The organism is Leptolyngbya sp. GGD (genome assembly GCF_026735145.1).
GTDB lineage: Bacteria > Cyanobacteriota > Cyanobacteriia > Leptolyngbyales > Leptolyngbyaceae > Leptolyngbya > Leptolyngbya boryana.
Map to the genome: position 1 here is coordinate 1 of NZ_JAPQKE010000008.1, position 25664 is coordinate 25664.

24 protein-coding genes are annotated in these 25664 nt (G+C 46.7%); 10 read left to right on the forward strand and 14 right to left on the reverse strand.

Annotated features, from left to right (window positions below):
• Window positions 1-119: 119 nt before the first annotated feature.
• Entirely contained in the window at window positions 120-755 is a 636-nt protein-coding gene (locus OU814_RS25725) for a lysophospholipid acyltransferase family protein (protein WP_268242553.1), read from the reverse strand.
• A gap of 3 nt (window positions 756-758) precedes the next feature.
• A complete protein-coding gene (locus tag OU814_RS25730) occupies window positions 759-2183 on the reverse strand; it encodes a DUF3370 domain-containing protein (protein WP_017289156.1) in 1425 nt (474 codons plus the stop codon).
• Window positions 2184-2308: 125 nt separating this feature from the next.
• On the opposite strand from OU814_RS25730, the gene OU814_RS25735 reads away from it, so the two are divergent.
• From OU814_RS25735 to sir, 3 genes are all read left to right on the forward strand, one after another.
• The gene (locus OU814_RS25735) at window positions 2309-3142 is read left to right on the forward strand and encodes an MORN repeat-containing protein (RefSeq protein ID WP_268242554.1); all 834 of its coding nucleotides are present in this window, start codon (window positions 2309-2311) and stop codon (window positions 3140-3142) included.
• A gap of 83 nt (window positions 3143-3225) precedes the next feature.
• Window positions 3226-3723 (forward strand): low molecular weight protein-tyrosine-phosphatase, encoded by a 498-nt coding sequence (locus OU814_RS25740; RefSeq protein ID WP_268242555.1) that lies wholly within the window; start codon window positions 3226-3228, stop codon window positions 3721-3723.
• Between the two features lie 128 nt (window positions 3724-3851).
• Complete coding sequence (gene sir, locus OU814_RS25745; protein ID WP_268242556.1) at window positions 3852-5603, forward strand: sulfite reductase, ferredoxin dependent; 1752 nt, start codon at window positions 3852-3854, stop codon at window positions 5601-5603.
• A gap of 69 nt (window positions 5604-5672) precedes the next feature.
• Here the strand turns inward: sir and OU814_RS25750 are convergent, their stop codons facing one another.
• Window positions 5673-6326, reverse strand: a complete 654-nt coding sequence (locus OU814_RS25750; RefSeq protein WP_197693252.1) for a DNA-3-methyladenine glycosylase family protein — start codon at window positions 6324-6326, stop codon at window positions 5673-5675.
• Window positions 6274-7200, reverse strand: coding sequence for a phosphodiester glycosidase family protein (locus tag OU814_RS25755; RefSeq protein WP_268242557.1), 927 nt, complete (start codon window positions 7198-7200; stop codon window positions 6274-6276). Before OU814_RS25755 ends, OU814_RS25750 begins: the two co-directional genes overlap by 53 nt.
• A gap of 313 nt (window positions 7201-7513) precedes the next feature.
• Here OU814_RS25755 and OU814_RS25760 point away from each other — a divergent pair, with 313 nt between their 5' ends.
• Window positions 7514-8209, forward strand: a complete 696-nt coding sequence (locus tag OU814_RS25760) for a response regulator (protein ID WP_017289150.1) — start codon at window positions 7514-7516, stop codon at window positions 8207-8209.
• Between the two features lie 44 nt (window positions 8210-8253).
• Here the strand turns inward: OU814_RS25760 and OU814_RS25765 are convergent, their stop codons facing one another.
• Window positions 8254-9159, reverse strand: a complete 906-nt coding sequence (locus tag OU814_RS25765; protein ID WP_017289149.1) for a YihY/virulence factor BrkB family protein — start codon at window positions 9157-9159, stop codon at window positions 8254-8256.
• 209 nt (window positions 9160-9368) lie between these two features.
• Between OU814_RS25765 and OU814_RS25770 the strand changes: the two genes are divergently transcribed.
• Complete coding sequence (locus OU814_RS25770) at window positions 9369-9638, forward strand: GlsB/YeaQ/YmgE family stress response membrane protein (protein WP_017289148.1); 270 nt, start codon at window positions 9369-9371, stop codon at window positions 9636-9638.
• A 57-nt stretch (window positions 9639-9695) separates the two neighbouring features.
• On the forward strand, window positions 9696-10100 hold the full coding sequence (locus tag OU814_RS25775) for a hypothetical protein (RefSeq protein WP_017289147.1): 405 nt from the start codon (window positions 9696-9698) through the stop codon (window positions 10098-10100).
• A 171-nt stretch (window positions 10101-10271) separates the two neighbouring features.
• Here OU814_RS25775 and OU814_RS25780 read toward each other — a convergent pair whose 3' ends face one another.
• The 3 genes from OU814_RS25780 to OU814_RS25790 all read right to left on the reverse strand — a co-directional run bounded on the left by OU814_RS25780 (window position 10272) and on the right by OU814_RS25790 (window position 14111).
• Window positions 10272-11456 (reverse strand): putative N-acetylmannosamine-6-phosphate 2-epimerase, encoded by a 1185-nt coding sequence (locus OU814_RS25780; protein WP_190653319.1) that lies wholly within the window; start codon window positions 11454-11456, stop codon window positions 10272-10274.
• A 238-nt stretch (window positions 11457-11694) separates the two neighbouring features.
• Window positions 11695-12840 (reverse strand): GNAT family N-acetyltransferase, encoded by a 1146-nt coding sequence (locus OU814_RS25785; protein WP_268242558.1) that lies wholly within the window; start codon window positions 12838-12840, stop codon window positions 11695-11697.
• A gap of 89 nt (window positions 12841-12929) precedes the next feature.
• The gene (locus OU814_RS25790; RefSeq protein WP_268242559.1) at window positions 12930-14111 is read right to left on the reverse strand and encodes a DNA double-strand break repair nuclease NurA; all 1182 of its coding nucleotides are present in this window, start codon (window positions 14109-14111) and stop codon (window positions 12930-12932) included.
• Between the two features lie 132 nt (window positions 14112-14243).
• Here OU814_RS25790 and OU814_RS25795 point away from each other — a divergent pair, with 132 nt between their 5' ends.
• Both OU814_RS25795 and OU814_RS25800 read left to right on the forward strand, forming a co-directional pair.
• Window positions 14244-14876 (forward strand): Vat family streptogramin A O-acetyltransferase, encoded by a 633-nt coding sequence (locus OU814_RS25795; protein ID WP_268242560.1) that lies wholly within the window; start codon window positions 14244-14246, stop codon window positions 14874-14876.
• Between the two features lie 35 nt (window positions 14877-14911).
• Window positions 14912-15292, forward strand: a complete 381-nt coding sequence (locus tag OU814_RS25800; protein WP_190653316.1) for a hypothetical protein — start codon at window positions 14912-14914, stop codon at window positions 15290-15292.
• Here the strand turns inward: OU814_RS25800 and xseB are convergent.
• Window positions 15289-15546: an exodeoxyribonuclease VII small subunit gene (gene xseB, locus OU814_RS25805; protein WP_017289141.1), complete on the reverse strand. Its 258-nt coding sequence runs from the start codon at window positions 15544-15546 to the stop codon at window positions 15289-15291. The genes OU814_RS25800 and xseB overlap by 4 nt on opposite strands.
• Before the next feature lie 28 nt (window positions 15547-15574).
• Complete coding sequence (gene xseA, locus OU814_RS25810) at window positions 15575-16834, reverse strand: exodeoxyribonuclease VII large subunit (RefSeq protein WP_268242561.1); 1260 nt, start codon at window positions 16832-16834, stop codon at window positions 15575-15577.
• Between the two features lie 164 nt (window positions 16835-16998).
• Here xseA and recA point away from each other — a divergent pair, with 164 nt between their 5' ends.
• Window positions 16999-18087, forward strand: coding sequence for a recombinase RecA (recA, locus tag OU814_RS25815; RefSeq protein ID WP_017289139.1), 1089 nt, complete (start codon window positions 16999-17001; stop codon window positions 18085-18087).
• A 130-nt stretch (window positions 18088-18217) separates the two neighbouring features.
• On the opposite strand, the gene OU814_RS25820 is transcribed toward recA, so the two are convergent.
• On the reverse strand, window positions 18218-19603 hold the full coding sequence (locus tag OU814_RS25820; RefSeq protein ID WP_268242562.1) for an NAD(P)/FAD-dependent oxidoreductase: 1386 nt from the start codon (window positions 19601-19603) through the stop codon (window positions 18218-18220).
• Between the two features lie 272 nt (window positions 19604-19875).
• Here OU814_RS25820 and thiL point away from each other — a divergent pair, with 272 nt between their 5' ends.
• Window positions 19876-20838: a thiamine-phosphate kinase gene (gene thiL, locus OU814_RS25825; protein WP_268242563.1), complete on the forward strand. Its 963-nt coding sequence runs from the start codon at window positions 19876-19878 to the stop codon at window positions 20836-20838.
• Between the two features lie 84 nt (window positions 20839-20922).
• Here thiL and OU814_RS25830 read toward each other — a convergent pair whose 3' ends face one another.
• The 3 genes from OU814_RS25830 to OU814_RS25840 are packed head-to-tail and all read right to left on the reverse strand — an operon-like array spanning window position 20923 to window position 25566.
• Complete coding sequence (locus tag OU814_RS25830; protein WP_026148760.1) at window positions 20923-22932, reverse strand: hybrid sensor histidine kinase/response regulator; 2010 nt, start codon at window positions 22930-22932, stop codon at window positions 20923-20925.
• A complete protein-coding gene (locus OU814_RS25835; RefSeq protein ID WP_017289135.1) occupies window positions 22893-23315 on the reverse strand; it encodes a response regulator in 423 nt (140 codons plus the stop codon). Before OU814_RS25835 ends, OU814_RS25830 begins: the two co-directional genes overlap by 40 nt.
• On the reverse strand, window positions 23278-25566 hold the full coding sequence (locus tag OU814_RS25840) for a sensor histidine kinase (protein WP_017289134.1): 2289 nt from the start codon (window positions 25564-25566) through the stop codon (window positions 23278-23280). Before OU814_RS25840 ends, OU814_RS25835 begins: the two co-directional genes overlap by 38 nt.
• Between the last annotated feature and the right edge of the window lie 98 nt (window positions 25567-25664).

Below are 25664 nucleotides of genomic sequence, written 5' to 3' on the forward strand. Positions count from 1 at the left end.
CTGCGGTTCGGAGCCTCGCTTCAGCGCGCTTCCCTCACCGCTTTATTAATGTATCAAGCCTAATTGGGTTTGTCAACAAAGTCTTGCAAGTTTTTTGAGAGATTGGGAAAAATAGGGGATTAGCCTGAATTTGATAGACTTTCTAGAATTTTTGAGTAAAGGGTTTGGGTGAAAATTCGAGCAGTTTGTTTGTCGTTCTCTTGGCGATAGTCGTTTATGTAGAGAGGCGGATTGATTCGGATCGAAGCTTTTGCACCTGCTGAGGCGGTTGGGGAATAAAAAAGAGCGATCGGTAAAATTGGTACCCTTATTTCTCCGCTTGCCTCTGCTTGAAGGACTAATCGCGCTAATCCAGTCTTAAACTCGCGCAGGGGCTGGTCTCGCACAATTCCGCCTTCTGGGAAAATGACAAGTTTGTGTTTGGCTTGAAGAAGTTCGATCGCACATCGCAAACTGGAAACGCTAGGACGAGCAAGATTGACTGGGAAAGCTCCGAGGCGTTCGATCGCCCAGCCTTGGATTCCTGTAAATTGATTCGCGTTTGTCATGAATCGCAGGGGTTCTTGACTCAAGAGCGATAGAACTAAAGGATCCCATCGGCTGAAATGCTTAGAGGCAAGAATACAAGGTCCTTGCTGAGGAAGATTCTCTCGCCCTTGAATTTCGATCGAACTAAAGTACAGTCTGAGAAAAGTCCGATGAATTGGGAAGAGTGACCAGTAAAGCCAGGGTTTGACAGTAGCGGTGGTGGACACAATTTATCGATTTAGGGTGCGAACAGTGAGCAATTGGGGGGGCGTTGCATCGGGAGGATAGAGAAAATCGACTTCGACAGAGCGACGTTCCCCAGGCGAGAGCGTCAAAGTCAGAAGCGGATCACCTTTTTGACCTCGGCGTTGAACGAGATGGATAAATCGGGTTTGAGGGGTTGAGCGATCGTCTAAATAACGCAGCCGAATTGTACCGCGAAAGAAAATTTGAGGCGCAGGAGCCGTGAGGAAGACAACTTCATTCCTACTTCTATCTTGTTTGAGCGGAGTTTCGATCGAGACTTGAATCGTTTGAGCTTGACGCGTAGAATTTCGCAGGGGAAGGGTCAAACTGTAATGAATTCCGTAATTTCCATTTGCAAGGTAGGCAGTATCGGGATAGCGCACCAGCATCGGAGCACTTTGAATCTGACCTGTTCCAAATGTGCCTCGTTCCAGCGTACTTAAACCATAAGAAAAGGCGCGACCGGGTTTGGGGATATTGAGAGAGTTCGAACGAGAATCATCTGTTATGTTGGTGCGCCATTCTGAACCTTTGGCAACACCAGCGACCCGACCATAGGTAATGTTAGTTGTTTTGGCGTTAGGAGGAGTGGGAGGAATATCTCTAGGTCCTGCGACTCCAGCATTCACTAGAAGATTTAGCCATTCTTCGATCGTCGGAACTCGCTCAGTTCGATTGGCGTTTAATGGCGCGAACATTGCTAGGGTGGCAACATAGACTGGTGCATTACTATTGAGACGCATTAACGTAGAGCGTCCGTTTGAAGTTGGAGTGACTGTACCTGCTGGAATTGGGAGATTCATCAGCATTTGTGCCTGTTTCGGTGGGATCATCATTCCCGTTGGAATACTGCCATTCCTGCGCCCACGAAGAATATCATTTACAACTCGGCTGCCCGGCCCGGCAAAGACTGTGCCTAGCGGATCTTCAACAGAGGCAGGGAGATCAACAAACAGAGCATCGGGGCGAGTGAGATAGCTGGCAGCTTGAGAGATATCAATTTGAACTGGGCGATCGTTGGGATTGTAGACCACGATGCCTTGGAAGAGCGATCGTGTTTGACTGGGATTGCTGGCTCTAGAAATATGATGGGCGAAGATATCAAATCTGCCGTTGAATGCGTAATTTAGATGAGCCGAGGGAACCCGCATTCCTGCAGATGGAAAAGTTGAAAGGAGAATCCCTTCTGTGAGAACAACTTCAGGACTATTGCTATTGAAAACCGGAACATCATCAAGTTTGCCAGGCAGGGGACGAATCTCTTGAGATTCAATGAATTCTTGATTGGGAATTCCCTCCTGAAATGGGAGAATTTCTTGGTTAGTCGGTTGTGGGGCAATCATCGGGGCGGGAGTGGGAACCCGTGGGGGAAGTTGGGCGAAGGAGGAGAAAAGCAGGCTCGAAAACATGGACTTGCTACCGACGAACTTAGAAACGTCAAAAATGCTACCCCTATATAGCCCCATTTCCGACAATCTTTGCCTTAATAAAGCATAGAAATTATCGCAGCCTTACAAAAGAACCTCCCAAAAGTATGGTGAAGCTTACCTCTAAAACGCGATCGCAGTCACAATCACAATCTCTAAAACTGTCATTAGGATTTTTTGTATTCGTGACTAGCGCTGATTTTGTCAGTACAGAAGTTTTTGCCCAACCGATCTTGCCGTTCAGTGCAGCCAAGAGTTTGGCACTTCCAAAAAACAGCGATTATTGTGAAGGGCGGCTCAAAGATGGTTGGCTCCAGGGCACGCATGTTTGCCAATTTCCCAGCGGAAATCGATTTCAGGGAAATTTTCAGCGGCACGATCGAGAAGGACAGGGGGTGTTTACCTATGCAGATGGCACGCGCTGTGAGGGAAATTTTCAGAACAATCTGCTGAATGGTCGTGGGATGTGCCAATTTGCGAGCGGAAATCGCTATGAAGGCGAGTTTCGACAGAACATTCGAGAGGGACAGGGGGTGTTTACCTATGCAGATGGCACGCGCTGTGAGGGAAATTTTCGCTCGAATTCGCTGAATGGGTTTGGACGGTGTACGTTCTCCAGTGGAAATCGCTACGAAGGAGCATTTCGTGACAATGTGCGGCAAGGGCGTGGCGTTTTTATTTATGCAAATGGCACACGCTGCGAGGGGGAATTTCGGCAGAATGCGATGACTGGATTTGGAGTCTGTTTGTACCCAAATGGCGATCGCTATGAAGGCGAGTTTCAGAATAATCAGCGCAATGGACGTGGGGTTTATATTTTCTCAACTGGAGCGCGATCGCAAGGAGTTTGGCGAAATGGAAATTTACCACAGGTCAGACCATCTCAGCCTAGACCACAACCCCGACCCCAAGCGCGACCAAACCGCCGCCCAACTCGATAAATATTGATTTTGCGGCGATCAATGTTCCAACATTTGGCGAAAGTAAGCGAAAATTTGAGAGGTTTTCACTTGAGGCAATCCCAATGGCATATCGCTTACTATTTGTGTGCTTAGGCAATATTTGTCGATCGCCCTCTGCCGAAAACATCATGAATCATCTGATCCGCCAAGCTGGATTAGAGTGTGAAATTACCTGTGATTCGGCAGGAACATCGAGTTATCACATTGGCAGCCCACCTGATCGCAGAATGAATGCTGCGGCGAAACTCAGAGGCATCGAACTTGTTGGACGTGCAAGACAATTTGAACGCGCGGATTTTGAAGAATTCAATTTGATTCTGGCAATGGACATCGATAATTTTGAAGCGATTCAGTCGATCGATCCTGCTGGAACCTATCAAGACAAAGTTCGCTTGATGTGCGACTTCTGTACCGAGCATTCCTTAAGAGAAGTCCCTGATCCTTATTATGGTGGGACGGAAGGATTTAACTTTGTGATTGACCTGCTTTTAGATGCGTGTCAGGGATTGTTAGATTTTGTGATTCAAGAACAGAACTTAACACCTACGTCTGCACGGTAGATGAAGCGATCGTGATAGACTGAGAGCATTCAACACAATTCCGACCGAAATACCGGGAATAAATGCTTACGGCAGCTTGATTTGATTCAAGTGCCGAATTATTGTCTTTAGCCGATCCACCAATTGCAATGGTCATTTCTTCTACACCTCCCTCCGTCCGCAAACCCTCCAAAGTTGAAGGCATCAAAGAGCGTAGTAACTTCTTACGCGAACCCGTCGCTTCAGAATTGTTGCTGGACACGAACGCTTTTTCCGAAGACGGCATTCAACTGCTGAAATTTCACGGGTCTTATCAGCAAGATAATCGTGATAATCGCGTCAGAGGACAAGAAAAAGATTACTCGATGATGCTGAGAACTCGCTCTCCTGGCGGGTTTGTTCCCCCTGAGTTGTATTTGACCATCGATCGGTTATCAGATGAATATGGCAATCACACGATTCGGGTCACGACTCGCCAAGCGTTTCAACTACACGGCGTTTTGAAGAAGAATCTGAAAGCAACGATTAGCGCGATCGTCAAAAGTATGGGATCAACGCTGAGTGCTTGTGGTGACGTGAATCGAAACGTCATGTCTCCGCCTGCACCGTTTAAAAATCGCCCAGAGTATGAATATGCTCGGACGTATGCGAATAACATCGCTGATTTTCTCACGCCGCAATCAGGTGCGTATTACGAAGTTTGGTTAGATGGGGAAAAGGCGATTACGGGTGAAGAAGATCCGGAAGTCGTCGCAGCGCGGAAGCGGAACATTAACGGCTCCAATATTGAAAATTCGCCTGAGCCGATTTATGGAACGTACTATCTGCCTCGGAAGTTCAAAATTGCAGTGACAGTTCCCGGTGACAATTCTGTTGATTTGTTCTCGCAGGACATTTCTTTGGTTGTTTTGACGAATGATCAAGGTGAGTTAGAAGGCTTTAATGTCTATGCGGGAGGCGGGCTTGGGCGGACTCATGGCAAAGAAGAAACTTTTCCTCGCATCGCTGATCCCATTGGATATGTTGCCAAAGCAGATGTTTACGATTTGGTAAAAGCGATCGTTGCGACTCAGCGGGATTATGGCGATCGCTCTGATCGGCGTCATTCTCGGATGAAATACCTCGTTGAAGAATGGGGCGTTGAGAAATTCCGTTCTAAAGTTGAAGAATACTTTGGTAAAGCGATCGAGCCGTTCAAGCCTTTACCTGAATTCAAGTTTCTCAACTATCTGGGCTGGAATGAGCAAGGCGATGGAAAACTGTTCTATGGCATCTCGATTCAGAATGGTCGGATCAAAGATGAAAACGGTTTCCGGCTGAAAGCAGCGCTCAAAAAGATTGTGACAAAGTTCAATCTGCCGATGTTACTGACACCGAGCCAGAATGTTCTGTTATATGACATTGAAAAGAGCGATCGCCAAAGAATCAATCGCATTCTGCGCGAACATGGGATCGAACGTCCTGATCAGATTGATCCTTTAGTTCGTGATTCTATGGCATGTCCTGCATTACCGACGTGTGGACTGGCAACCACGGAAGCTGAACGAGCGAGTTTACCAATTTTGACTCGAATTCGGTTATTGCTCGAAAAAGTAGGCTTACCGAATGAGTCATTTATCTTCCGCATGACAGGCTGCCCGAATGGCTGTGCGCGTCCGTATCTCGCAGAATTGGCACTGGTGGGAACGGGTCCAAATATGTACCAAGTTTGGCTAGGTGCGGCTCCCAATCAAACGAGATTGGCAAAGGTCTTCATCGAGAAGATGAATTTGGATGATTTAGAAGCGGTATTCGAGCCTGTGTTTACGTACTTTAAGAAAGAGCGGCAGGCAGGGGAAAGCTTTGGAGATTTCTGCGATCGTGTTGGTCTAGATGCGATTCATCAATTCACCGGAGTATAGCTTCAACGAGTGACTTCAACTCGGAAGACAAAAGGGGCGTTCATTACGCCCTTTTTTACTGACCTGAATCTAGGGCAATTCTAAACTCCGCCAAATATACCAACTCGCGATCGTACAATACGGGTTCCAAGCCTGTCCGACTTGCAAAACTGTCTTTTTATCTGGTAATTCTTCTAGCTGATAAATCCGCCGAATTCCCGCTCGAATCCCCAGATCATCAACAGGCAAGACATTCCAGCGATGCAGTCGAAAAATCAGAAGCATCTGAACAGTCCAACGTCCAATCCCTTTGACTTTAATCAGTGTTTGGATAATCGCTTCGTCTTCTAATTCTTCTAATTCTTCTAGCGTCGGCAATCCGGTTTGAATATTTTGTGCCAGATCCTTGAGATAAACAATTTTTTGGCGTGAAAATCCAACTCCTCGTAGCGTTTCATCTGGCGTTTCTAGAATTGCTTCTGCTGTGATGGCGCGATCGCGGTAAAGCTCAAGAAACCGATGATAAATTGCCGTTGCAGCTTTTGTTGATAGCTGTTGATAAACAATCGATCGCGCAAGTGAGTGCAACAAATCTCCTGATTGCTGAGTCAGTTTGCACTCTCCCACTTGATCAATGACTGTTCCCAGTCTCGGATCAGCAAGCTTTAAAGTTTGAATTGCGATCGCATAATCATTCATGCACGACAATGGCAGACTTAATCGCTCTGGAAACGGCTTTTCCATCTTTATCTACTTTGCCATAGAACGTTTGATCTTTGTAGATCAGCGATGACGATGAACCCCCATCTAAGTTCAAGGCTTGTTCAACACCCAACCGTTGCAAAAATCCAGTCATGGCTTGTACAGACATCCCGGAATTCTGCGGTGCATCTGGCTTTTGGGCTGCCATAACTAAAATGACTGAACCATCTTTTAAGATCCCGATCGCACTTCTCGCATTGCGCTGCGTGACCCCAATCGAATCTCTTCCGACCATCTCATCGACAAAGCCCTCTTGTTTCGCGGTCAATTTGGGTAACAGTTGAGGACCAGCGCCAATGGCATCGATCAACTGACACCCCGACGGTGCAACTGCCGAACGAGCCGCGATCGCATATTGAATCTTCTCGCCGCATTTGTACTGTCGAAACTCCGATCGCTCTAGGATTTGAGGCAAATACGGCTGGAGATCGGGATTCTTCATTAAGCGATCATTGGTGTTGGGATCTGAAACAACTTTGCCGTTTTTCGTAATATAGGAAGTCGTTTTTTCATTTTTCGGGTCAAAGAACCCACCATTTAGGGCTGCGATCGCATTCATCGATTTGCCAAATTGCTCGATCGGTTCCAACTTTGGAGAAAGCGCGATCGACACTTTAAATTGACTTTGAGGTGCGATCGTCACCGTATGAATTTCGCTATTAGGCAAAGAATAAACCTGATATTTAGGTACACCCTGAGTAACGCTTGCCGATGGAGATGCAAAGACGGTTGGTTGCTGGGTGGGAGCCACTTGAGAAGAAACAGAAACCTGAGAAGAAACGAGAGAGTGAACAAACCACAATCCTAAGCTACCGCAGCCAAATATTGCCAGACTTGCAAGCCACAGCCTTTTCACGATCGAACTCCTGATGATGTTGATGACCGAATAACACAAGCAATCTCTCTATTAGAACGCGAATTGGCAAAGACGAGCGAGAAACAGGTCATGACTCGCTCAAGATAGTACAAACATCCAAGAAACTACGGAAATGAATTGCGCCAAGTTTAACGAAGTTCAATCTTTGGATAGAGTTAGTCCGAGATTTTACGGCTCTAAAGCTATGACTGTAGGTAGACCGCTTTGCATATGCTCTCGATCTAGAATTATTTCACTATAAGTAAATCTGCAATTGAACTGAAAAGTTTATACGTCTGTAGGAGCAGCCAAAATGGAGAAGATTCGAGTTGTATTGATTGAAGATCATGATTTGACTCGCTTTGGGATTCGAGCACTTTTGAGAGAGCAAGGTATTGAACTTGTTGGCGAAGCGCGGGATGCTCGATCAGGGTTGAATCTGATTCGCTCAACTCAACCGGACGTTGCGATCGTCGATATTGGTTTGCCGGATATGACCGGGATCGAACTGACGCAGCAATTTAGAACCGATGGAGAAGCTCCAAACACCAAAATCTTGATCATGACGATGCACGATGATGAAGAGATGGTACTCGCTGCATTTGCGGCAGGCGCAGATTCTTATTGCATGAAAGATATTACAGGCTCACGGTTATCTGAAGCGATTCACACAACTGCCTCTGGAAACGCCTGGATCGATCCCGCGATCGCGCGAATTGTCCTAGGTCAAGTCAAGCTGGCTCGACCGACTGAAGCGACCACGACAGTTACCATTAACAAACTTTCTTTTGAAGATAGCGGCATGATTTCTGAATATCCGCTAACGACTCGGGAGCTAGATGTACTGGAACTGATCGTAGATGGGCGAAGTAACGCTGAGATTGCAGAGAAGCTTTACATCACAATTGGAACGGTCAAAACTCACGTTCGCAACATTCTCAATAAACTCTGTGTGAATGATCGGACTCAGATTGCAGTTCGCGCACTGCGAGCAGGATTAGTGAAATAAAGCCTCAGAACTCCAAGCTTTTGCTAAGCTCGGAGTTCTCGTCATTAGGGAGCATCTCGATCGACAACTTCATCTTTGAGCGAAACGGCATGACTCGAAGGCGTAATCGGTCTACCTCGATACTTAGAATATACTTGCGTAAACTCAGCTCCAAACAGCAAAATCTGTGCTGAATAAAATACCCAAATCAATATCACAACCAGCGATCCAGCCGCTCCATAGGTCGAGCTAACACCGCTATTACCCAGGTAAAGACCGAGTAAGAACTTACCTAGATTGAACAATAAAGCTGTCACTGCCGCACCAACCCAAAGGTTCTTCCAAGGCACATGCACATCGGGCAAGAATCGATAGATTGAAGCAAAGAGCAGTGTAATAATCCCAAACGAAATCACAAAATTGAGGATTTGCCCAATCGCGATCGACCCCGGTAGAAATGCTCCAAAGTACGCGCTAATCCCGGCTAGAATTGCAGACAAGACTAACGAAACCAGCAATAAAAATCCAATCACTAAGACCATTGCAAACGAGAGAAACCGCGCTTGTAGAAAGCTTTTTACTGCCCGCCCTGGCTTCGGTTTTACTTCCCAAATTGTATTGAGTGCCGTTTGCAACTGTCCGAACACTCCAGAGGCTCCAAAAATTAGAACTACAATCCCGATAAAGGTTGCAACTCCTCCTCCTGCTCCAGGCTTACTGGCATTTTCGATCATCGATTGAATGAACTCTGCGCCATCTCTGCCCACTAAACCTTGAATCTGCCCAACAATTTCGCCTTGGGCTGCCTCTTGTCCATAAATTGCACCTGCAATTGCGATCGCAATGATCAACAGAGGCGCGATCGAAAACATCGTATAGTAAGCCAACGCCGCCGCTAACAAAGGAACATTATCTTCATTCCACTCTGTCACCGTATCTCGCAGCAAGCGCACAATCGTTTTGAATCGCATAGGAATAGACGTTTAGATATATCTATGTGCCAACTTATAGTAAGACAAAGATTCATTTCATCGCCCACAAGTACGAGTTTTGCGCAAATCCACCTTGAGACTGAGGAAGTTCTGTCAGCGCTCCTAACCTCAGAAAGGTACGACTGAATCTCCAGCCTGTTAAGTTAATCACATGGTTTTCAAAGAGTTAAATTACACGGAAGATAACTATGAATATTCTAGCTTGGATCATTTTGGGACTGTTGGCAGGTGCAATTGCAAAAGCAATTTATCCCGGTCGTCAAGGCGGTGGAATTCTGGGAACTTTGATTCTCGGTATCGTTGGTGCCTTTATTGGTGGAACGATCGCAACGCTGCTTGAAACTGGAACATTTGCTTTCGCTGCAACTAGCTTGAGCTTGACGGGCGTTTTCTTGGCAGTTTTGGGTGCAATTATTGCGCTCTTTATCTACTACAAGTTCGCAGGCCGCGCTTACTAAATCTCACTGACTAAATCTAAGGAGAAATCTGCTACCAAATATAAGGAGAAATTTGCTATGAGTCAGGATAGAACGATCTCAACCGATAGCCACGATCGCGCTCAAAGCGATGCCTATGATCCGCATATTATTCCAGCTGAAACGGCTGCTCGCAAGGAGCGCGAAGGTTCTCAGTTCAAGACCGTTCCAACCGAAGAACGTGAAGCTTCTGCTTCAACGGATGATCAAACAGATTCAAAAAGCATTGAAACAACAGGAGGTTACACTGTTGATCAAGAAGGCTTACTGAACAACTATGCGATCGAACCTGAGATGTACTATGAAGTTCCTGGTGATGCCCGTCAGGCTGAAGAGGAGCAACATCAGCAGCGAGTCGAAGAATATCGCGAAATCAATCAGGATGAAGAAGGTAAGCTGACGATGGAACACGATCAGCGTGGGCGAGGAACAGGGGCGATTTAGTCCAGCAAACGCTTTCTCTATAATTCCTAGCGATCGCGATCCTGTTTGAGTCGTCACTGCTAGAAAGGGTGGAGAGTAGGGAATTAGAGCATCACTCTAAACTCCCTACTCTCCACTCCTTACTTCACAACTGATTTGAAGCTGCTGAAGGCGTAATGATCACGCCTTTTTTCATAGCTCTTTTTTCAATTGAAAAAAGCTATATCCAGAAGGATAATCATCAACTTGAGCAAACATTTCATAGCCAAGCTTTTCATAAAACTCCTTGGCTTGAAAACTAAACGTATCGAGTAGCGCTTCGGTGCAGCCCCTGCGTTTCGCTTCCTGCTCTGCTAAATGCATCAATTGGCTTGCAAACCCTTGTCTCCGAATTGATTCTTCAACCCATAGCGCCTCAATCAATAGCCAATTCCAGCGAGTTAAACTCACTAAGCCTGCTTTGACTTTATCGCGATCGTCTAACAAGAAAATTTCAATTGGCAATCCTCGTAATGCACTTTGATCAAAGTAGCCATTCGCTGATGTCGTTTCAGGATTATATTGCCGTAACTTAGATCGCACATAGTTACGGTAGGAAGGATGCTCCTGAGTAAACAGTGCAAAATGATACGTGTCATTTCGCTCGATTAAAAGCGCTGGAATCTTCTTTCGCAGCGCAGCATCAAACGCTTGCACATGAGCTTCAATCCCCGTAATTGCCGTTCCCACAACAACTGCATATGCACCTAAATCGATCGCTTGTCTTGCAAGTTCCGGCGAATTGACTTTGCCCTCACAAATAACAGGTACATTTGATTTCTCAAGAATCTCAGCTAACAGATCAAAAGCTGGCGGTGAACAGCCTTCTGTCGCTGGCGTAAATCCGTACATGGTCGTGGCAATCATGTCTGCCCCAGCTTGAATCGCTGCGATCGCAGATTCCAAGCTATCAATATCCGCGACCACAAGCTTACCGAGTTCCTGATGAATCCTCTGGATCAAGATTTCAATGGGTTCAGGTCGATCGCGCAAGGTCGCATCGATCGCAATAAAATCGGCTCCAGCTTCTGCTAGTGCTTGAGCCTGTTCAAACCTAGGCGTGATATAAACTTCATATCCTGGAATCTTCTGCTTCCAGAGACCCAAGATTGGAGCCGAAATCCGCTGCCGGACAGCAGTAACTCGTTCTGGCGTATCAATCCGAACGGCAACTGCATTTTGGGCAACCACAGATTCTGCGATCGCAGCAATGATCGTCGGGTGATTTAAGGGTGAATCTGCGGGTGCTTGGCAAGATACGATTAGCCCAGATTCAAGGGGTTTTAGAAGTTGGGCGATATCGCGAGGCATAAATTGAATGACCACCTGTGAAGACATTACATCAATGTGAAGACATTACATCAAGACGTGGATATGGTTTTGTTATTACCCTGATTACAAACTACCTTGCATTGTGGAGGTATAATCGAAAACCGTCAACAAAGATAGACACTAGCGTATTAAACACCAAATTCATCTATCTTTGTGATGAAATCTGCGGTATTTAATCGGCTCTCCATTAAAATCGGCAAGCAGAATTCTAATTTGCGACTCCGGCTTACAGCTTGACTGAGAATTAAAATGCATCAGGCATCCAGGGAAGCGGACTCGAAAAGAGAGAGGTTGCAGTCTCGATCGCAGTTGCAGTTCCGTTCAGTTGGTATGAGCAAGCGAGTTGCTCTGCGGTTAACAATCCTGTATACAGGGGAGAAAGTGCATTAATGCTGAGCTGTAGCTCACCTTTGCCCCCTGGGGCCAAGGTTCCTTTCCCTTTGGCAATACTCAGCGTAAATAAGCCATGATTGCTTGAAAATAGGGAATCGTGAACATTGAGATGGAGTTCAGTTTCGATTGAATTCGGATAGCTCCGCTGTTCTAGTGCTTGTTTAAGGTGCACAATCCGTAGCATCCACCGACTCAAGGATTTGATTTTAGCAGTTTGATCCGGCAGACATAAACTAAGAACATCAATGGGTGAGCTTTTCCATTCAATGCGATCGATTTGCGATCGATGATGAGATAAAAACGCCCAGAACTGCCGCATCGCAGCAGGTGACAGTAAAACCCAATCTTTGACAATCAACCGCCCTTGGTTTTGCTGAAAGGTAATATAGCCTTCTTCTCCGATTTGATAAGCATACGTTGGAGATTTTGCATCAAAGCTATAGAGATTCGACCAAATGACAGAATTGCGATCGAGAAACCCTTGATTTCGTTGGGCTTGCTGATTGTATAGTGTAGCAAACAGAGGAGAATCTAAACTTAACGATCGAACTGGCAAGTCTTGTGAGTGAAGTTGAATGCTCGCCGTATCCACTTCCCAAATACAGAAAGCTCCTGCTTGCTCATATCCTACTTTTCGATACAAAGGTTGAGCCGCAGAAAATAAGACAGAGAGAGGCACTTCTCGATCATGCAGTTCTTGCAACGTCGATTTTAACAGCACGATCGCACTACCCTGTCCTCGCCATTCTGGAGCGATGCCCACGGCTGCGACTCCAACCATCGGCAGGTTCACTCGGTTGTACCATTGCCCTAAATTGAGCAATCCCAATCCTCCGATCACTTCTTGGTCTGCCCATAAAAGCCGAGTATTCTCTACTCCAATTCGACTGAGATAAGTAGGCTCATCTGAAAGTGGCGCATCAAAGCACTGCGACAAAATTCTGCCAAACCGTTTGAGATCGCTGAAATCTTCAGCAGGATGAAAAGTGAATTGCATTCGCTCAACCAAACAGGATGCAACCTTACTTTACCAATTTCAAGTTTCAGGGAAAATCAAACGACACTTGGCTTCAAGAAAAAACACACTCAAGCGATACTGCCCCGCTTTCGAGTTTCTTTGTAGGACGTGCCGACATTGCGCAATCCAGCTTTGATCATCTGCTGTTCGAGAAGTGCAAAGAATCGAGCGCGATCGCCGCCGCGTACAACAGCTTGATTATGCGCCTCTGCCAGCGCCACGGGATATCCATATCCTTTCTGCACCTGACCCAATACTAAACTCAATGCAGATTGCAACATATCCTCATCGGCTGCAACCCAAGCCGGAACTTCCACCCGCGCAATTTCACTACCAACATTCACATAGCAGAAATGAATCGCATGATCGCCATAAAATTCCTGAATTCGAGCCGAACTCTTCCATAAGGGACTACGCTGTCCCGGTTCTAGCCTAATTGCCCACAAAGCTGCATCTTTAAGTGGGTCGAGAACTTGGCAAGGAGCACGATCGACAACTTCACTACAATGCGTCATACAATCCGGTGCTAAGTAAGGACAGCTTTGCAGCCTTAAGAAATTCAAAGCTTCTCCGCTGCGAGAAGCACTGATATAACCAACTAGCGGCACGGAAATCGCTCTTAATTGATCCCATGCGGCTAGGATGGGAGCCAGAATACGATCGCGTGCTTCAGCAGGTAACTGTTCTAAAAACCAGTAAATCAATGAGCCATCTGTAAGCGCGAGTGTTGGAGCTTCCATTTCATCAGTTAGAGCTTGTGCTAACTCTGCTAGAATTTGCGCTTCTAAAGCAGTTCTTTGGTAGCCCATCCACTCCTCGGTGCGAATTCCCCATTGCCTAGAAACATAGAGATCTTCAGGGCGATAAAAGACTTCAGGCAAGCTATCGAGTAAAGGTAACTTGCTTTGCCCATAGTGCAAAATGATCCGTCCCACATTGATCAAATAGCAATAAGCAATTTCATGATGACTGGGTGCGATTTGAGAACCATCGGTGGCAATCACCGTATGAGCCGCCGGAGGTGCGGCAATGTCAATGCGAGTGTCGAGGGATTCGAGCGGCATTGCTGCAGTGAAACTTAAGCGATCGCGCCATAATTCTTGCATTTGCACGAGATCTGCTTGTCGCTCATTTGCTTGCGCCATTAGCAATTGTGCTCGATCGAGGCGTTGTCGAGTTGCCGTTGCTTCGAGGGTCAACTGTTGGCTAATGCCTTGCATTTGTTGAGCGAGTTTTGTCAGATCTAACATCTCAAAAAACAGATCACTTGCACTAGAAGCATAGCGTTTTTTTGAGATGCTGCATCCTACTGATTCAGACCAGCGATCGCTTCTAGAATAGAAACCAAGAACAGTTTGACTCAATTCATAGGAAGATCGCCGATGTACGGAGCCGATCCGAAAGACAAGCACCCGATGAAGGGATTTCCCCAAATCTGCTTCATTCAAAATACCGTTCAGAATCCAAATATCATCATTGGCGATTACACCTACTACGATGATCCAGAAGACTCTGAAAACTTTGAGCGCAATGTTCTCTACCACTTTGACTTTATTGGCGATCGCTTAATCATCGGTAAGTTCTGCGCCATTGCAACAGGAGTCAAGTTCATCATGAATGGCGCAAATCATAAGCTCTCTGGCTTCTCAACTTATCCGTTTAACATCTTTGGCAATGGATGGGAGACAGTCACACCAGTTCCTCAAGAGCTTCCATATAAAGGCGATACGGTGATTGGCAATGATGTTTGGTTGGGTTATGAAGCGATGATTATGCCAGGAGTTCAGATTGGAGATGGCGCGATCGTGGCTGCGAAATCGGTCGTCACGAAAGACGTTCCTGCTTATACGATCGTTGGAGGCAATCCCGCAAAACCAATTCGACAGCGATTCTCAGATGAAGTCGTGCAAGCGCTACTCACGATCGCTTGGTGGAATTGGGATATCCAAAAAATTACCCGCAATCTAGACAAAATCGTTTCAGCCGATTTAGATGCCTTGAGAGCTTGTGAATAAGCTAACATCGGAATTGAGTTTTTCAGGACTAGCCCATGTCGATTATTGTTTCGCCAGCAGATCTTGAGTTTTTCCGCGAACAGCTTTCAGATCACCCGACTGCTTTAGCAGCTTTAGACGTGATTGAAGATTGCGACGGAGATCTTGAAGATGCAGCAATTGCTCTGGCGATCAAATCAGGACAGCTTCCTGAAGAAAATGAGCGCTGGATCGATGGATTGGCAAAGCGCTGGCGGCATATTCTCTGTGAGGCAGATATTAAAGAAAAGTTAGAAGATGGTTTGTCCGGCGAGTTGGTGGATACAATCGTGTCTCAAACTCAGCTACCCATGCGGCTTGCGGTTCCAGTTGCAATTTACGTCCTGAAAACAGGGGTTCAACCGTTTTGCCAGCCGATGGGAGAGAAGATTTTTTAAAACTCAGCTTCGTCAGTCAAGGTTTCGATGAGCAAATCTACCTGACGCTGACGCTCTGCCAGAAATGTTTCACACTGCCGCAAATACTCTACAGCCGTCGAAAACTCTTCAAACACAGCCGCTAATTCCAATTCGCCGGATTCAATTCGCGTCAAAATCTCCTCAACTCGTGCCACGGTCTGCTCATAGTTCCAAGTGTCCGTAGAGAGTTGATTCAATGTTTTAGAAGGGTTGAAGCGAGAAGAATTAGCCATTCGTCATTTGCAAGTGGGCTTTCCTTATTTATAGTTGTTCTGGATTCGGTTGGGCTGATGTATTCAATACACTATTGACGTACACCTCAATTTCTCCTTGTCCTAGCTGAATTGTCAAGTTATCCCCGATCGACACATCCTTCGCCGATCGCACAATTCCTTTCTCAGACCGGACGACAGCATATCCTCGCTGCAAAACCGCTTGTGGATCGAGCGTGGCTAATTTCTCTTGCAACATCTGACAATGCTGCGATGCAGATTGGAATCGTCTTTGCGTCGAATGAATTAATCGCTGCTGCAACCAGGATACGACTTGCATTTCCTGTTTTAATGCCCGATCGAGCTTCAAGCGCGACATACGATCGCGCAATCCCACCAATCGATCCTGAGCGATCATCATGTACCTCGCCATGGCTGAGCTTAATGCCTCAGATCGCTCTAAATGAATCTCATACAAATCCGCCAAACAAGGCACTGCCTGTTCTGCCGCCGCAGTTGGCGTATGTGCAAAAACATCGGCTGCTAAATCCGCCAACGACTCGTCTCTTTGATGTCCGATGCCCGCAATTACTGGAATTGAGCAGTTTGCGATCGCTCTCACCACATTTTCGTCATTAAAACAAGCCATATCTTCGATCGCACCGCCTCCTCGTGATAGAATTAGTACATCCGCTCTGCCATCTCGCTCCACTCGCCTGATCGCATTGACGATCGCGCTGGGAGCCTGATCGCCCTGCACTAATGCAGGGGAAAACAGCACCCGAAGACCTGGATACCGTCGTTTGAGCGTTCTTTGAATGTCTCCCCAAGCGGCGGCTTGCGGTGAAGTCACCACCGCCACAGTTTGAGGATGAGATGGAATTGGGCGTTTGCGATCGACATCAAACAGCCCTTCTGCTTCTAGACGGTCTTTGAGTTGACGCGATCGCAAAGCACGCAGACCTTCCCCACCCGGAAGTGCCTGCCAGACCACCAACTGATAACTGCCCCGGTGCGGCTGTACATGCACCCGACCGAGCACAATCAACTGTTCTCCCGGCGCTGGGATCGTCGTCAACTTATGCAATTGACTACTCCAAACCACACACTGAATCACCGCCTTGGCCGCTGGATCTTGCAGCGTAAAAAACAAACCGCTGCGATATCGAGTTGCACTCGAAACCTCTCCGGTTAACCAAACCTGACGCAGTTGATCATCCTGCTCGATCAGCGATTGAATGTAAGCCGTTAAATCCGCCACAGATAGGGCGGAATCCGGAACCAATAAATTCGGCAGTTTCGAGGTCATACTCGTTACCCTAGAGAGAGCAATTCCAGATCTCCATGCTACAAATTTTGGGAATAAGATGATAGATCAAAGCGCATCGGGTACAATTGCCCCCTTGATCAAGTTTGGATTCATTCCCTCCCGTTTGCCCCACATATTTTTCACACCTACTTTCTGAGGCGCTAATGGCAAGTAAAACAACAACAACAGAAACGACCGATAAGCAAAAAGCCCTAAATCTCGTGCTCACCCAGATCGAGCGCAACTTCGGGAAAGGCAGTATTATGCGCCTAGGCGATGCCACCCGGATGAAAGTAGAAACGATTCCAACGGGAGCCTTGACGCTGGATTTGGCGCTCGGTGGCGGCTTGCCGAAAGGTCGAGTAATCGAGATTTACGGCCCTGAAAGTTCGGGTAAAACGACGCTGGCGCTTCATGCGGTCGCAGAAGTACAAAAATCGGGTGGAATTGCAGCCTATGTGGATGCTGAACACGCGCTTGATCCAAGCTATTCAGCCGCTTTGGGTGTCGATATTGCAAATCTTTTGATCTCTCAGCCAGATACGGGTGAATCGGCATTGGAAATTGTGGATCAGCTTGTCCGATCGACTGCCGTTGATGTGGTCGTCGTGGACTCGGTTGCAGCGTTGGTTCCTCGGGCTGAAATTGAAGGCGAGATGGGTGATTCGCACATGGGTCTGCAAGCCCGTTTGATGAGCCAAGCCTTACGGAAAATCACCGGAAACATCGGCAAATCGGGCTGTACGGTGATTTTTATTAACCAGTTGCGGCAAAAGATTGGCGTGACCTACGGTAGCCCAGAAACGACCACAGGCGGTCAAGCTCTGAAGTATTACGCTTCGGTACGACTGGATATTCGTCGAATTCAAACACTGAAGAAGGGAACCGAAGAGTTTGGAACCCGTGCGAAAGTGAAGGTGGCAAAAAACAAGGTTGCGCCTCCGTTCCGAATTGCAGAATTTGACATCATTTTTGGTAAGGGAATCTCTACGCTTGGATGTTTGGTCGATTTGGCGGAAGAGACCAATGTGATTGTCCGTAAAGGCGCATGGTATAGCTACAAGGGCGAGAATATCAGCCAAGGTCGAGATAATGCCATTAAGTATCTCGAAGAGCGTCCAGAGATTGCCAAAGAAGTTGAAGTGCAGGTGCGTGAGAAGCTAGAGATGGGCGCACAGGTGTCAGCGAATTCAGTGGGTCAAGTGGATGAGCATGAGCTAATGGATGATGACGAAACCTTAGATGAAGAATAGGAATTTGGGCGATCGAGCCTAAAAGAGTGGTTGAAAAGTATCGACAGTTTCTTCGCTCCAGTCTATCTCGCCCCGGAATTCCATTCCGGGGCGGATAGAGGCGACGAATGATCCTTTTATCAAACATCCCCTAAGCATTATTAGAGACAGTTGAAGGTTCAATTGTCTCTTTTTTATTTGTTTCTCTCGCTGCTGTCGATCGCAGTGCTTGTCCTAGCACTTGAATTGCAATCCCTGGTTGAAACAGACTTGAAGCAGGTTTAAGCATGTGCATGACTTCTAAAAACGCTTGATAAATCTCTTTTTTCTGCGTCATCAATTGACCGAGATGATCGAAATACAGATCGAGCAATCGATTCAGTCCTTGGGACTTTAGCCCTTCAGCACTGCTGTAGCGATAATCCTGATTAATCGCAAACGTCCAAGGCTGATTTTGTACCTTCGCGACCTCTTTCTGAATTTTTCGAGCCAGACCTTTTAGTGAACTCGATCGATGTTGTGTGAAACACCGATCCAAAGTCTGAGCGCTGAGTGCTGCAACCGTCATGCCCTGTCCATAAATTGGATTGAACGTACAGGCGGCATGTCCGAGCACGACAAAATTCTCAGGCTGGCGCTGCATTTTCTCATACCGTCGCAATCGATTTTCAGTTTTCCGAAACCCGTAAATGGGCGTTAAGGGTTCTGCATCTTTGATTGCCTCATAGATCTCAGGACTGACCAAAGTTTTTGCAAACTCTAGAAACTCCGCTTCGGTCGTGGGCGGATAATCTCGTTCTGCACCAGCCAATCCGACTGACCAGCGATCGCCTTCGATCGGGAACAGTGCGCCTCCTCTCGTTGCACCTTGAGGCGCACAGGTAATAAAGATACCTTTCCAATCAGCTTGAAAGTCCGTAGGCAGGCGGTAGATGCGACTCGAATACCCAATGAAGGCATTGACAAACAGTTCTAATGGAGGTTCATATCCTAAAGCTTTTAGCCATTGCGGCGTTTTGGAAGTTTGTCCACTCGCATCTACAATCCAATCGGCAGATAGAGATTGATCTTGAATTTTAACGCCGGCGATGCCTTGTCCATCTTCAGCTGCAATCAGCCCTGTGACCTGAGACTCCGGTAGAAATTGCACATTCTCGACTTGCTCTAATCGTTGCCGAATTGTCCAATCCAGTAAGTCTCGGCTCATTGAGATTTGGACTAAGTTCGATTCGTACCGGGGGAGCCACCCAAACGCACCAAACAATGCCACATCGCCTGAAGGATTTAAGGACACTGCGCCAGCTTGAATCAACTGATCGCGTAATCCTGGAAACAATGCTTCGAGAATTAACTGTCCGCGCATTAACAGAACGTGTAAGTGCCGAGATTGAGGCATACCATTTCGGGGCTGAGGTGCATCGGGAAACCGATCTCGTTCCACGATCGTCACTTGCTCGAAGTGATTTGCTAAAACTCTGCCTGCTAACAATCCTGCCATTCCACTGCCAATCACGATCGCATGTTGAAATCTGCTCATTTTAGAACTCCAGCCTTATTTTTAGCGATCTGCGTATATGTCGTTTTTCACCGGGATAGAATTAATTCTAAAAGTACAGAGGAGCGATCGTGTCAGATCACATTGGTTTTCTAGAAAATTGGCAGGATGCTTTAGTGTTTTGGTCTTTCGTTGCGGTGACAGTGTTTGTAACTTGGCGGATTCTCGTGAGTAAGCCGAGAGATTAGGACTGACAAAGGCGTTTGCGATCGTGAGTTCTTTTGATATCATCATCGCGGGATTAATTCGACACTATGACGCTTACCGTTCAAGATATTGGCGAACAAGGATTATTAAAACGAGTTCAAGCTTTTTGTCCTCGTGCGATCGTAGGAGATGATGCTGCGGTTCTGCCGACTGAACCTGGAAAATCGATTGTGATTACTTCCGATGTTTTGGTCGATGGCGTGCATTTTAGCGATCGTACAACTCCGCCCGAAGCCGCAGGTTGGAGAGCGATCGCGGCAAATCTCTCTGATTTGGCTGCTATGGGAGCTACACCGCTCGGCATCACGGTTGGATTAGGTCTCCCAAAAACAACCCCCGTAGAATGGGTAGAAAAGCTTTATCAAGGCATGGCGGATTGTCTAAATCAATACGGGGGAGCCTTGGTCGGTGGAGATTTATGCCGATCGCCTGTGATTACTGTCGCGATTACTGCATTTGGTCAGGTTGATCCGAATCGTGTGATTCAGCGATCGACCGCTCAGCCCGGAGATGCCATCTTTGTGACTGGATTTCATGGTTCATCTCGTGCAGGATTAGAAATGCTCCTGAATTCTGACCCTGCACCAAAGAGAGCCTCATTAATTCGCGCCCATCAATATCCAATTCCGCGATTTGATATTCCTCAACTGACGAGCCGCGTGTCTGGAATGGATAGTAGCGATGGCTTAGCAGATGCAGTCCTACAAATCTGTCGGATGAGTGGAGTCGGAGCGAAGCTCGATCGTGCTTTAATCCCAATTGATCCAGCTTTGAAACAGTGGGTGACTGCTGAAAAAGCAATAGAATGGGCATTGTATGGCGGCGAGGATTTTCAGCTTGTTTTATGTTTGCCGTTTGAAGAAGCGAAGCTTTGGGTCGAGCAAGTCAGCGGCTCAGCGATCGTGGGTCAAATTACTTCTGATTTAGCAGTGCGATTGATTGATAGTTCCGGGGAATTTAGCGATCGCACTTTGAGCTTAGACCAAGGATTTCAACATTTCCAAAAGTAAGCGATTAACAAGAGTAGGGAGCTAGCAAAGAAACAACTCCCCACTCCCTACTCCCACCTAATTCAGCACTACTCTAGCTTCGGACTACACCAAAAACGACAATTGCTGTTGTTGTTGAGCGAGTACTTTCAGCAGATCTTGAGTCGTAAATGGTTTTTGTAAGAATCCTTGAAAGCCACGTCTTTCAGCTTGAGTCACAATTTCAGTGGATGCAAGTCCGCTCATCGCGATCGCATAAATTTCTCCGTTCACTCGCCGTAGTAAAGGTAACGTTGCCCATCCATCTAATGTCGGCATCATCAGATCCATGATCACAGTTTGAATCTCTGAATGTTCGGTCAACAGTGAGATCGCTTCTGTCCCCCCTTTTGCGACAACAACCTGATACTCATGAGCCAATAGCATCGCTTGTAAAGTATCACAGACTGCCTGCTCATCATCCACGACTAGTACCCAAGCTTGCTGACCTGATAGAGACTGTAGTGTCTCCTCTGAAGGACATTCTTTTGAGCAATCCGCAGGCAGATAAATTTTGAACTGACTCCCTTGATTAAACTGACTTTGAACATCAACAAATCCATGATGGCTTCTAACAATGCCTAGTAAAGCAGAAAGTCCTAAACCTGTACCTTTTCCGATCTCTTTCGTCGTGAAGAATGGATCAAAGATCCGATTGAGATTTTCTGGCGAAATGCCCGTTCCGGTATCTGTGACAGTGATGACCACATAAGAACCCACGTGAGCATCAAGATGTAACCGCGCGATCGCATGATCAATTTCAATGTTCTCAGCCTGCAGCGTTAGAGTTCCACCTTCAGGCATGGCATCCCGCGCATTCACACAGAGATTCATTAGAATCTGATGGATCTGGGTTGCATCACCTGTAATCGTGCAAAGGTCAGAAGCAATATTGGTATGAATGTCGATCGATTTAGGTAAAGTCTGCTGAATGATTTGCTGCACCTCACGCAGAACATGACTCAATTGCAAACTGACGCGATGTCCTTCGACTCCTCTTGCAAACGAGAGAATTTGCTTCACCAAGTCCGCGCCGCGCCGCGCGCTCGTTTCAGCCGTCTTTAAGAGGTAGCGATTGCGATCGTCGAGATTGGGAAGCTTCAGCGGCAGAATCTGAGTGACTGCCAAAATGGGCGTGAGAATATTGTTGAGATCATGCGCCACTCCACCTGCTAGAGTACCTAAACTTTCGAGTCTTTGTGCTCTGAGAAATTGGGCTTCGAGCTGCTTTTTCTCGGTAATGTCCATTTGAATGCCAAGCATTCGCAGCGGTTGAGCCACAAGGCTACTTTGTACCGCAATCCAGCGCAGACTTCCGTCAGGGTGCAGAATTCGGAATTCAGTATCGAGAGCTTGCTGATCTTCAATCTCAATCTTAGTTCGATCGTCAGGATGAAGTAGCTCAATCCAATGCTCATAGCTCCCAGCAAAACTTCCCGGAGCTAGACCATAAAGTGCTTCAGCCTCGGCTGTCCAATTAATCTCGTTCGTTTGTAGATTCCATTCAAAGGTTCCAGTTTTCGCAGCTTTTTGAGCGAGTTCTAATCGGGCTTGGATTTTTTGACATCGTTCAATCTCTTGCTTGAGTTCTGCGGTACGTTCTTGAACGCGTTGCTCTAAGATTTCATTTGCCTCCCGCAATGCTTCTGCGGCTTGTTTTCGCTCGATCGCATATCGCATCGAGCGAATCAATGTATCCGGATTGAGTTGACGCTTCATCAAATAGTCTTGAGCGCCATGTCGAACTGCATTGATTGCTAGATCATCATCATTGGTATTCGTCAGAACAACAATCGCAACACTGGGAAACTGAGAGGTTAAATTACTCACAGAATCGAGTCCAGTGCTATCAGGTAAAGTCAAATCAAGTAAAACAATATCAAAATGAGTCGATTTTAACTGTGCGATCGCATCTGACATGCGCTGTACTGGGACAAGCTCAAATCGAGTCAGAATCGTGCTTTTGAGAATTTCTTGGAGCAGGCGCACTTCTGGAGCACTATCCTCTACAAGCAGCACCTGCACAGAAGGCTTCTCTAACCAGTTCTGATAGGTAATGTCGCAGTCTCTAACCAAAATTCCTCAATCCCCTGAATAATCTTAAATAGTTGGGGTAAATTTCGAGATTTAGCAATGTAGCAATTGACATGCAAATCGTAGCTTTTATGAATGTCTTCTTCATTGCGCGAAGTGGTCAGAACAACCACGGGAATATGCTTGAGCAAAGGATCAGCTTTGATCTCTGCTAGCACTTCCCGCCCATCTTTTTTTGGTAAGTTCAGATCCAACAGAATCAAATCCGGGTAAGGATCTTGAGCCTGAAGGATCTGCATCGCTTCCATGCCATCGCGAGCAACAATCACATCACATTCTGTCGCTGTGCTTTTCAGCGCTTCTTGGATGAGCCGAATGTCGCCTCGATTATCTTCGATGAGAAAGATGCGTTTTCTTTCCGGCATCTCGTCCTCCGACGGGAATGGTGAAGTAGAAGGTTGCGCCTTGATTGACATTGGATTCGACCCAAATCCGACCTCGATGGCATTCGACAATCTTCTTACAGATTGCGAGTCCCATTCCAGAGCCAGGATATTCATCGCGGGTGTGCAAGCGTTGGAAGATCACAAAGATGCGATCGCTAAATTGCGGATCGATGCCAATGCCATTGTCGCGCACTGAGAACAGCCAAGTATCTTCTTGCCGTTGCGCGCCGATATGAACCTTCGGTGGTTCTGTGCCTCTAAATTTAATCGCATTCCCAATGAGATTCTGGAAGAGCTGCATCAACTGAGTTCCATCTGCCACAATTTGAGGCATCGGATCATACGTTACAGTCGCTTCCGTCTCGGCAATGCGTCCTCTGAGGTTACTGAGTGCATGAGTCAGCGCCGCTTCAGAATGAGTCAGTTGCCATTCAATGCCTTTGAGATCAACCTTCGAGTAAACCAAGACATCATCAATCAACGTCTGCATTAAGCTCACACCTTCGACAGCAAAATCGATGAACTCAGTGGCATCTTGATCCAGCGCATCGTGGTAACGCATTTCGAGAAGCTGCACATAGTTCGCGACTTGATTGAGTGGCTCTTGCAAGTCATGCGAAGCAACATAGGCGAACTTCTTCAATTCAGCATTCGATCGCTCTAAATCCTGAGCTAGGAGTGCGAGTTCTTCAGCTTGCTTGAGGACAATGTTGACGATCGCTTTTCGCAATTCCAATGTAGCTTGAATCTCGACAGGCTTCCATGACAAGGAATTGAGCCGAACTGTCTCTTTCCAAAGCTCAAAGGATTTGCGGGGGCATAAACGACGATCGTCTCCGGATTCTTTAAGCTCATACGCATGATTTGGATCGCCTCCCCAGTTCACAGTTTGAATCACTTCTGGACGGAACCAGAGGACATAGCTCCGCTTAGAAATTGGAATCGCGAGTAATCCACTCGCCACATGCTTAAATCGCTCCGCATCAGAGTAAATCAGCGGCAGAGATTGAGTGTAAAACACCTCGTCATCATTGTTCTTCGCAAGCCATTGAACCAGATAATTCAGTTCTTCTTCAGAGGGGGTTTGCCCTAAAGTCGTCCAGCGTCCACCAAAACAAATTGCTGCACCTGTTGCATCTGCGAGATCGAGTAAATTCGGCTCGGATTGTGTCAGACCCTCAATAAAGTTACTTGCTTCAGACATCGCTTCAACCAAGGCAGATTGTACCTGTGCAAGGCGCATTCGATAGGTATAGTCTGCCGTTTCTTCGCGAGTCGAGATTTCTGCAAAGATCACACGCCCTAAAAATTCGCAGGCTTTCCGCAATTCATACGGCACAGGTTTGGGAGTGCGATGATGACAAGCAATCAAGCCCCAAAGCTTTTGGTCTTTCATCAAGGAGATGGTCAACGATGCTCCAACTCCCATATTGTGCAGATATTCAGTGTGGCACGCGTAAGGACTGCGAAGAATGGACAGGGTTAAATCGGTTGGCTGGTAGGTCAGTGGATTATTTGCCGGATAGAGGGCAACAGGTTCGGCGTGAGCATCTGGAATCACGCGAATCCAGTTAGACAAGAACATTTTCCGAGCGGGTTGCGGGATATCGGATTCAGGGAAATGTAGCCCAAAGTAGGATTCAAGTTCTGCAATTTTTTCTTCTGCAACCACTTCGCCATGTCCATCATGGTCAAAGCGATAAAGCATCACTCGATCGAATCCGGTGACTTTGCGAACTTCGCGGACAATAATTTGACAAAAATCCTGAAGATTAGACGTTGCTTCGAGCTGGCTAATCGAAGCTTTTGCAAGATGATAAAAGCTCAGAAATGGAATGTTTTCCTCTGTCAAAGCAGGTTCTAACTCTAGAACTAAAAAGCCGTCTGCGCTGCGATGGAATACGGCATCAAATACAGCATAGTCATCGCCATTTCGTTTGATCCAAATTCTCGTTGGATTAATAAAGTCAAGATTGTCTGCGGATAATCCAGCTCGGATTCGTTCAACTTGGAAAGAGTCGAGAATTTCATCGATCGCTTTTCCGAGCAATGATTCAGCATCCATTTTTAACAGAGAAGTCGTATTGCGGCTTGCCTGCAAAATAATTAACTCTGGCTCCTTTAACACGAGCAGGATGCCATGAGGTTGAACCTGGGTAAGGCGATGAATGGAAGGTTGCTTCAAGCTGATTAAACTGCTTGATTGAGTATCTAAATTTAAGTCAGTCATAATCTTTTCCTGCCTCTGTGAATTGCCACATCTACCCCTACGTTCCACGTCCGAGCATAGCGCAGGAATTTCAGCAAGATCGTTAATTAAAATCGCCA

What these genes read in the sequence shown, in the direction of transcription:
- OU814_RS25820 (WP_268242562.1), bottom strand. Translation starts at nt 19,603, where the DNA reads ATGAGCAGATTTCAACATGCGATCGTGATTGGCAGTGGAATGGCAGGA.
- OU814_RS25750 (WP_197693252.1), bottom strand. Translation starts at nt 6,326, where the DNA reads ATGGAAAAGCCGTTTCCAGAGCGATTAAGTCTGCCATTGTCGTGCATG.
- OU814_RS25790 (WP_268242559.1), bottom strand. Translation starts at nt 14,111, where the DNA reads ATGTTAGATCTGACAAAACTCGCTCAACAAATGCAAGGCATTAGCCAA.
- OU814_RS25775 (WP_017289147.1), top strand. Translation starts at nt 9,696, where the DNA reads ATGAGTCAGGATAGAACGATCTCAACCGATAGCCACGATCGCGCTCAA.
- OU814_RS25770 (WP_017289148.1), top strand. Translation starts at nt 9,369, where the DNA reads ATGAATATTCTAGCTTGGATCATTTTGGGACTGTTGGCAGGTGCAATT.
- OU814_RS25740 (WP_268242555.1), top strand. Translation starts at nt 3,226, where the DNA reads ATGGCATATCGCTTACTATTTGTGTGCTTAGGCAATATTTGTCGATCG.
- OU814_RS25785 (WP_268242558.1), bottom strand. Translation starts at nt 12,840, where the DNA reads ATGCAATTCACTTTTCATCCTGCTGAAGATTTCAGCGATCTCAAACGG.
- OU814_RS25835 (WP_017289135.1), bottom strand. Translation starts at nt 23,315, where the DNA reads ATGCCGGAAAGAAAACGCATCTTTCTCATCGAAGATAATCGAGGCGAC.
- OU814_RS25730 (WP_017289156.1), bottom strand. Translation starts at nt 2,183, where the DNA reads ATGTTTTCGAGCCTGCTTTTCTCCTCCTTCGCCCAACTTCCCCCACGG.
- OU814_RS25780 (WP_190653319.1), bottom strand. Translation starts at nt 11,456, where the DNA reads ATGTCTTCACAGGTGGTCATTCAATTTATGCCTCGCGATATCGCCCAA.
- OU814_RS25760 (WP_017289150.1), top strand. Translation starts at nt 7,514, where the DNA reads ATGGAGAAGATTCGAGTTGTATTGATTGAAGATCATGATTTGACTCGC.
- OU814_RS25795 (WP_268242560.1), top strand. Translation starts at nt 14,244, where the DNA reads ATGTACGGAGCCGATCCGAAAGACAAGCACCCGATGAAGGGATTTCCC.
- sir (WP_268242556.1), top strand. Translation starts at nt 3,852, where the DNA reads ATGGTCATTTCTTCTACACCTCCCTCCGTCCGCAAACCCTCCAAAGTT.
- OU814_RS25765 (WP_017289149.1), bottom strand. Translation starts at nt 9,159, where the DNA reads ATGCGATTCAAAACGATTGTGCGCTTGCTGCGAGATACGGTGACAGAG.
- OU814_RS25735 (WP_268242554.1), top strand. Translation starts at nt 2,309, where the DNA reads ATGGTGAAGCTTACCTCTAAAACGCGATCGCAGTCACAATCACAATCT.
- thiL (WP_268242563.1), top strand. Translation starts at nt 19,876, where the DNA reads ATGACGCTTACCGTTCAAGATATTGGCGAACAAGGATTATTAAAACGA.
- xseB (WP_017289141.1), bottom strand. Translation starts at nt 15,546, where the DNA reads ATGGCTAATTCTTCTCGCTTCAACCCTTCTAAAACATTGAATCAACTC.
- recA (WP_017289139.1), top strand. Translation starts at nt 16,999, where the DNA reads ATGGCAAGTAAAACAACAACAACAGAAACGACCGATAAGCAAAAAGCC.
- OU814_RS25800 (WP_190653316.1), top strand. Translation starts at nt 14,912, where the DNA reads ATGTCGATTATTGTTTCGCCAGCAGATCTTGAGTTTTTCCGCGAACAG.
- xseA (WP_268242561.1), bottom strand. Translation starts at nt 16,834, where the DNA reads ATGACCTCGAAACTGCCGAATTTATTGGTTCCGGATTCCGCCCTATCT.
- OU814_RS25840 (WP_017289134.1), bottom strand. Translation starts at nt 25,566, where the DNA reads ATGACTGACTTAAATTTAGATACTCAATCAAGCAGTTTAATCAGCTTG.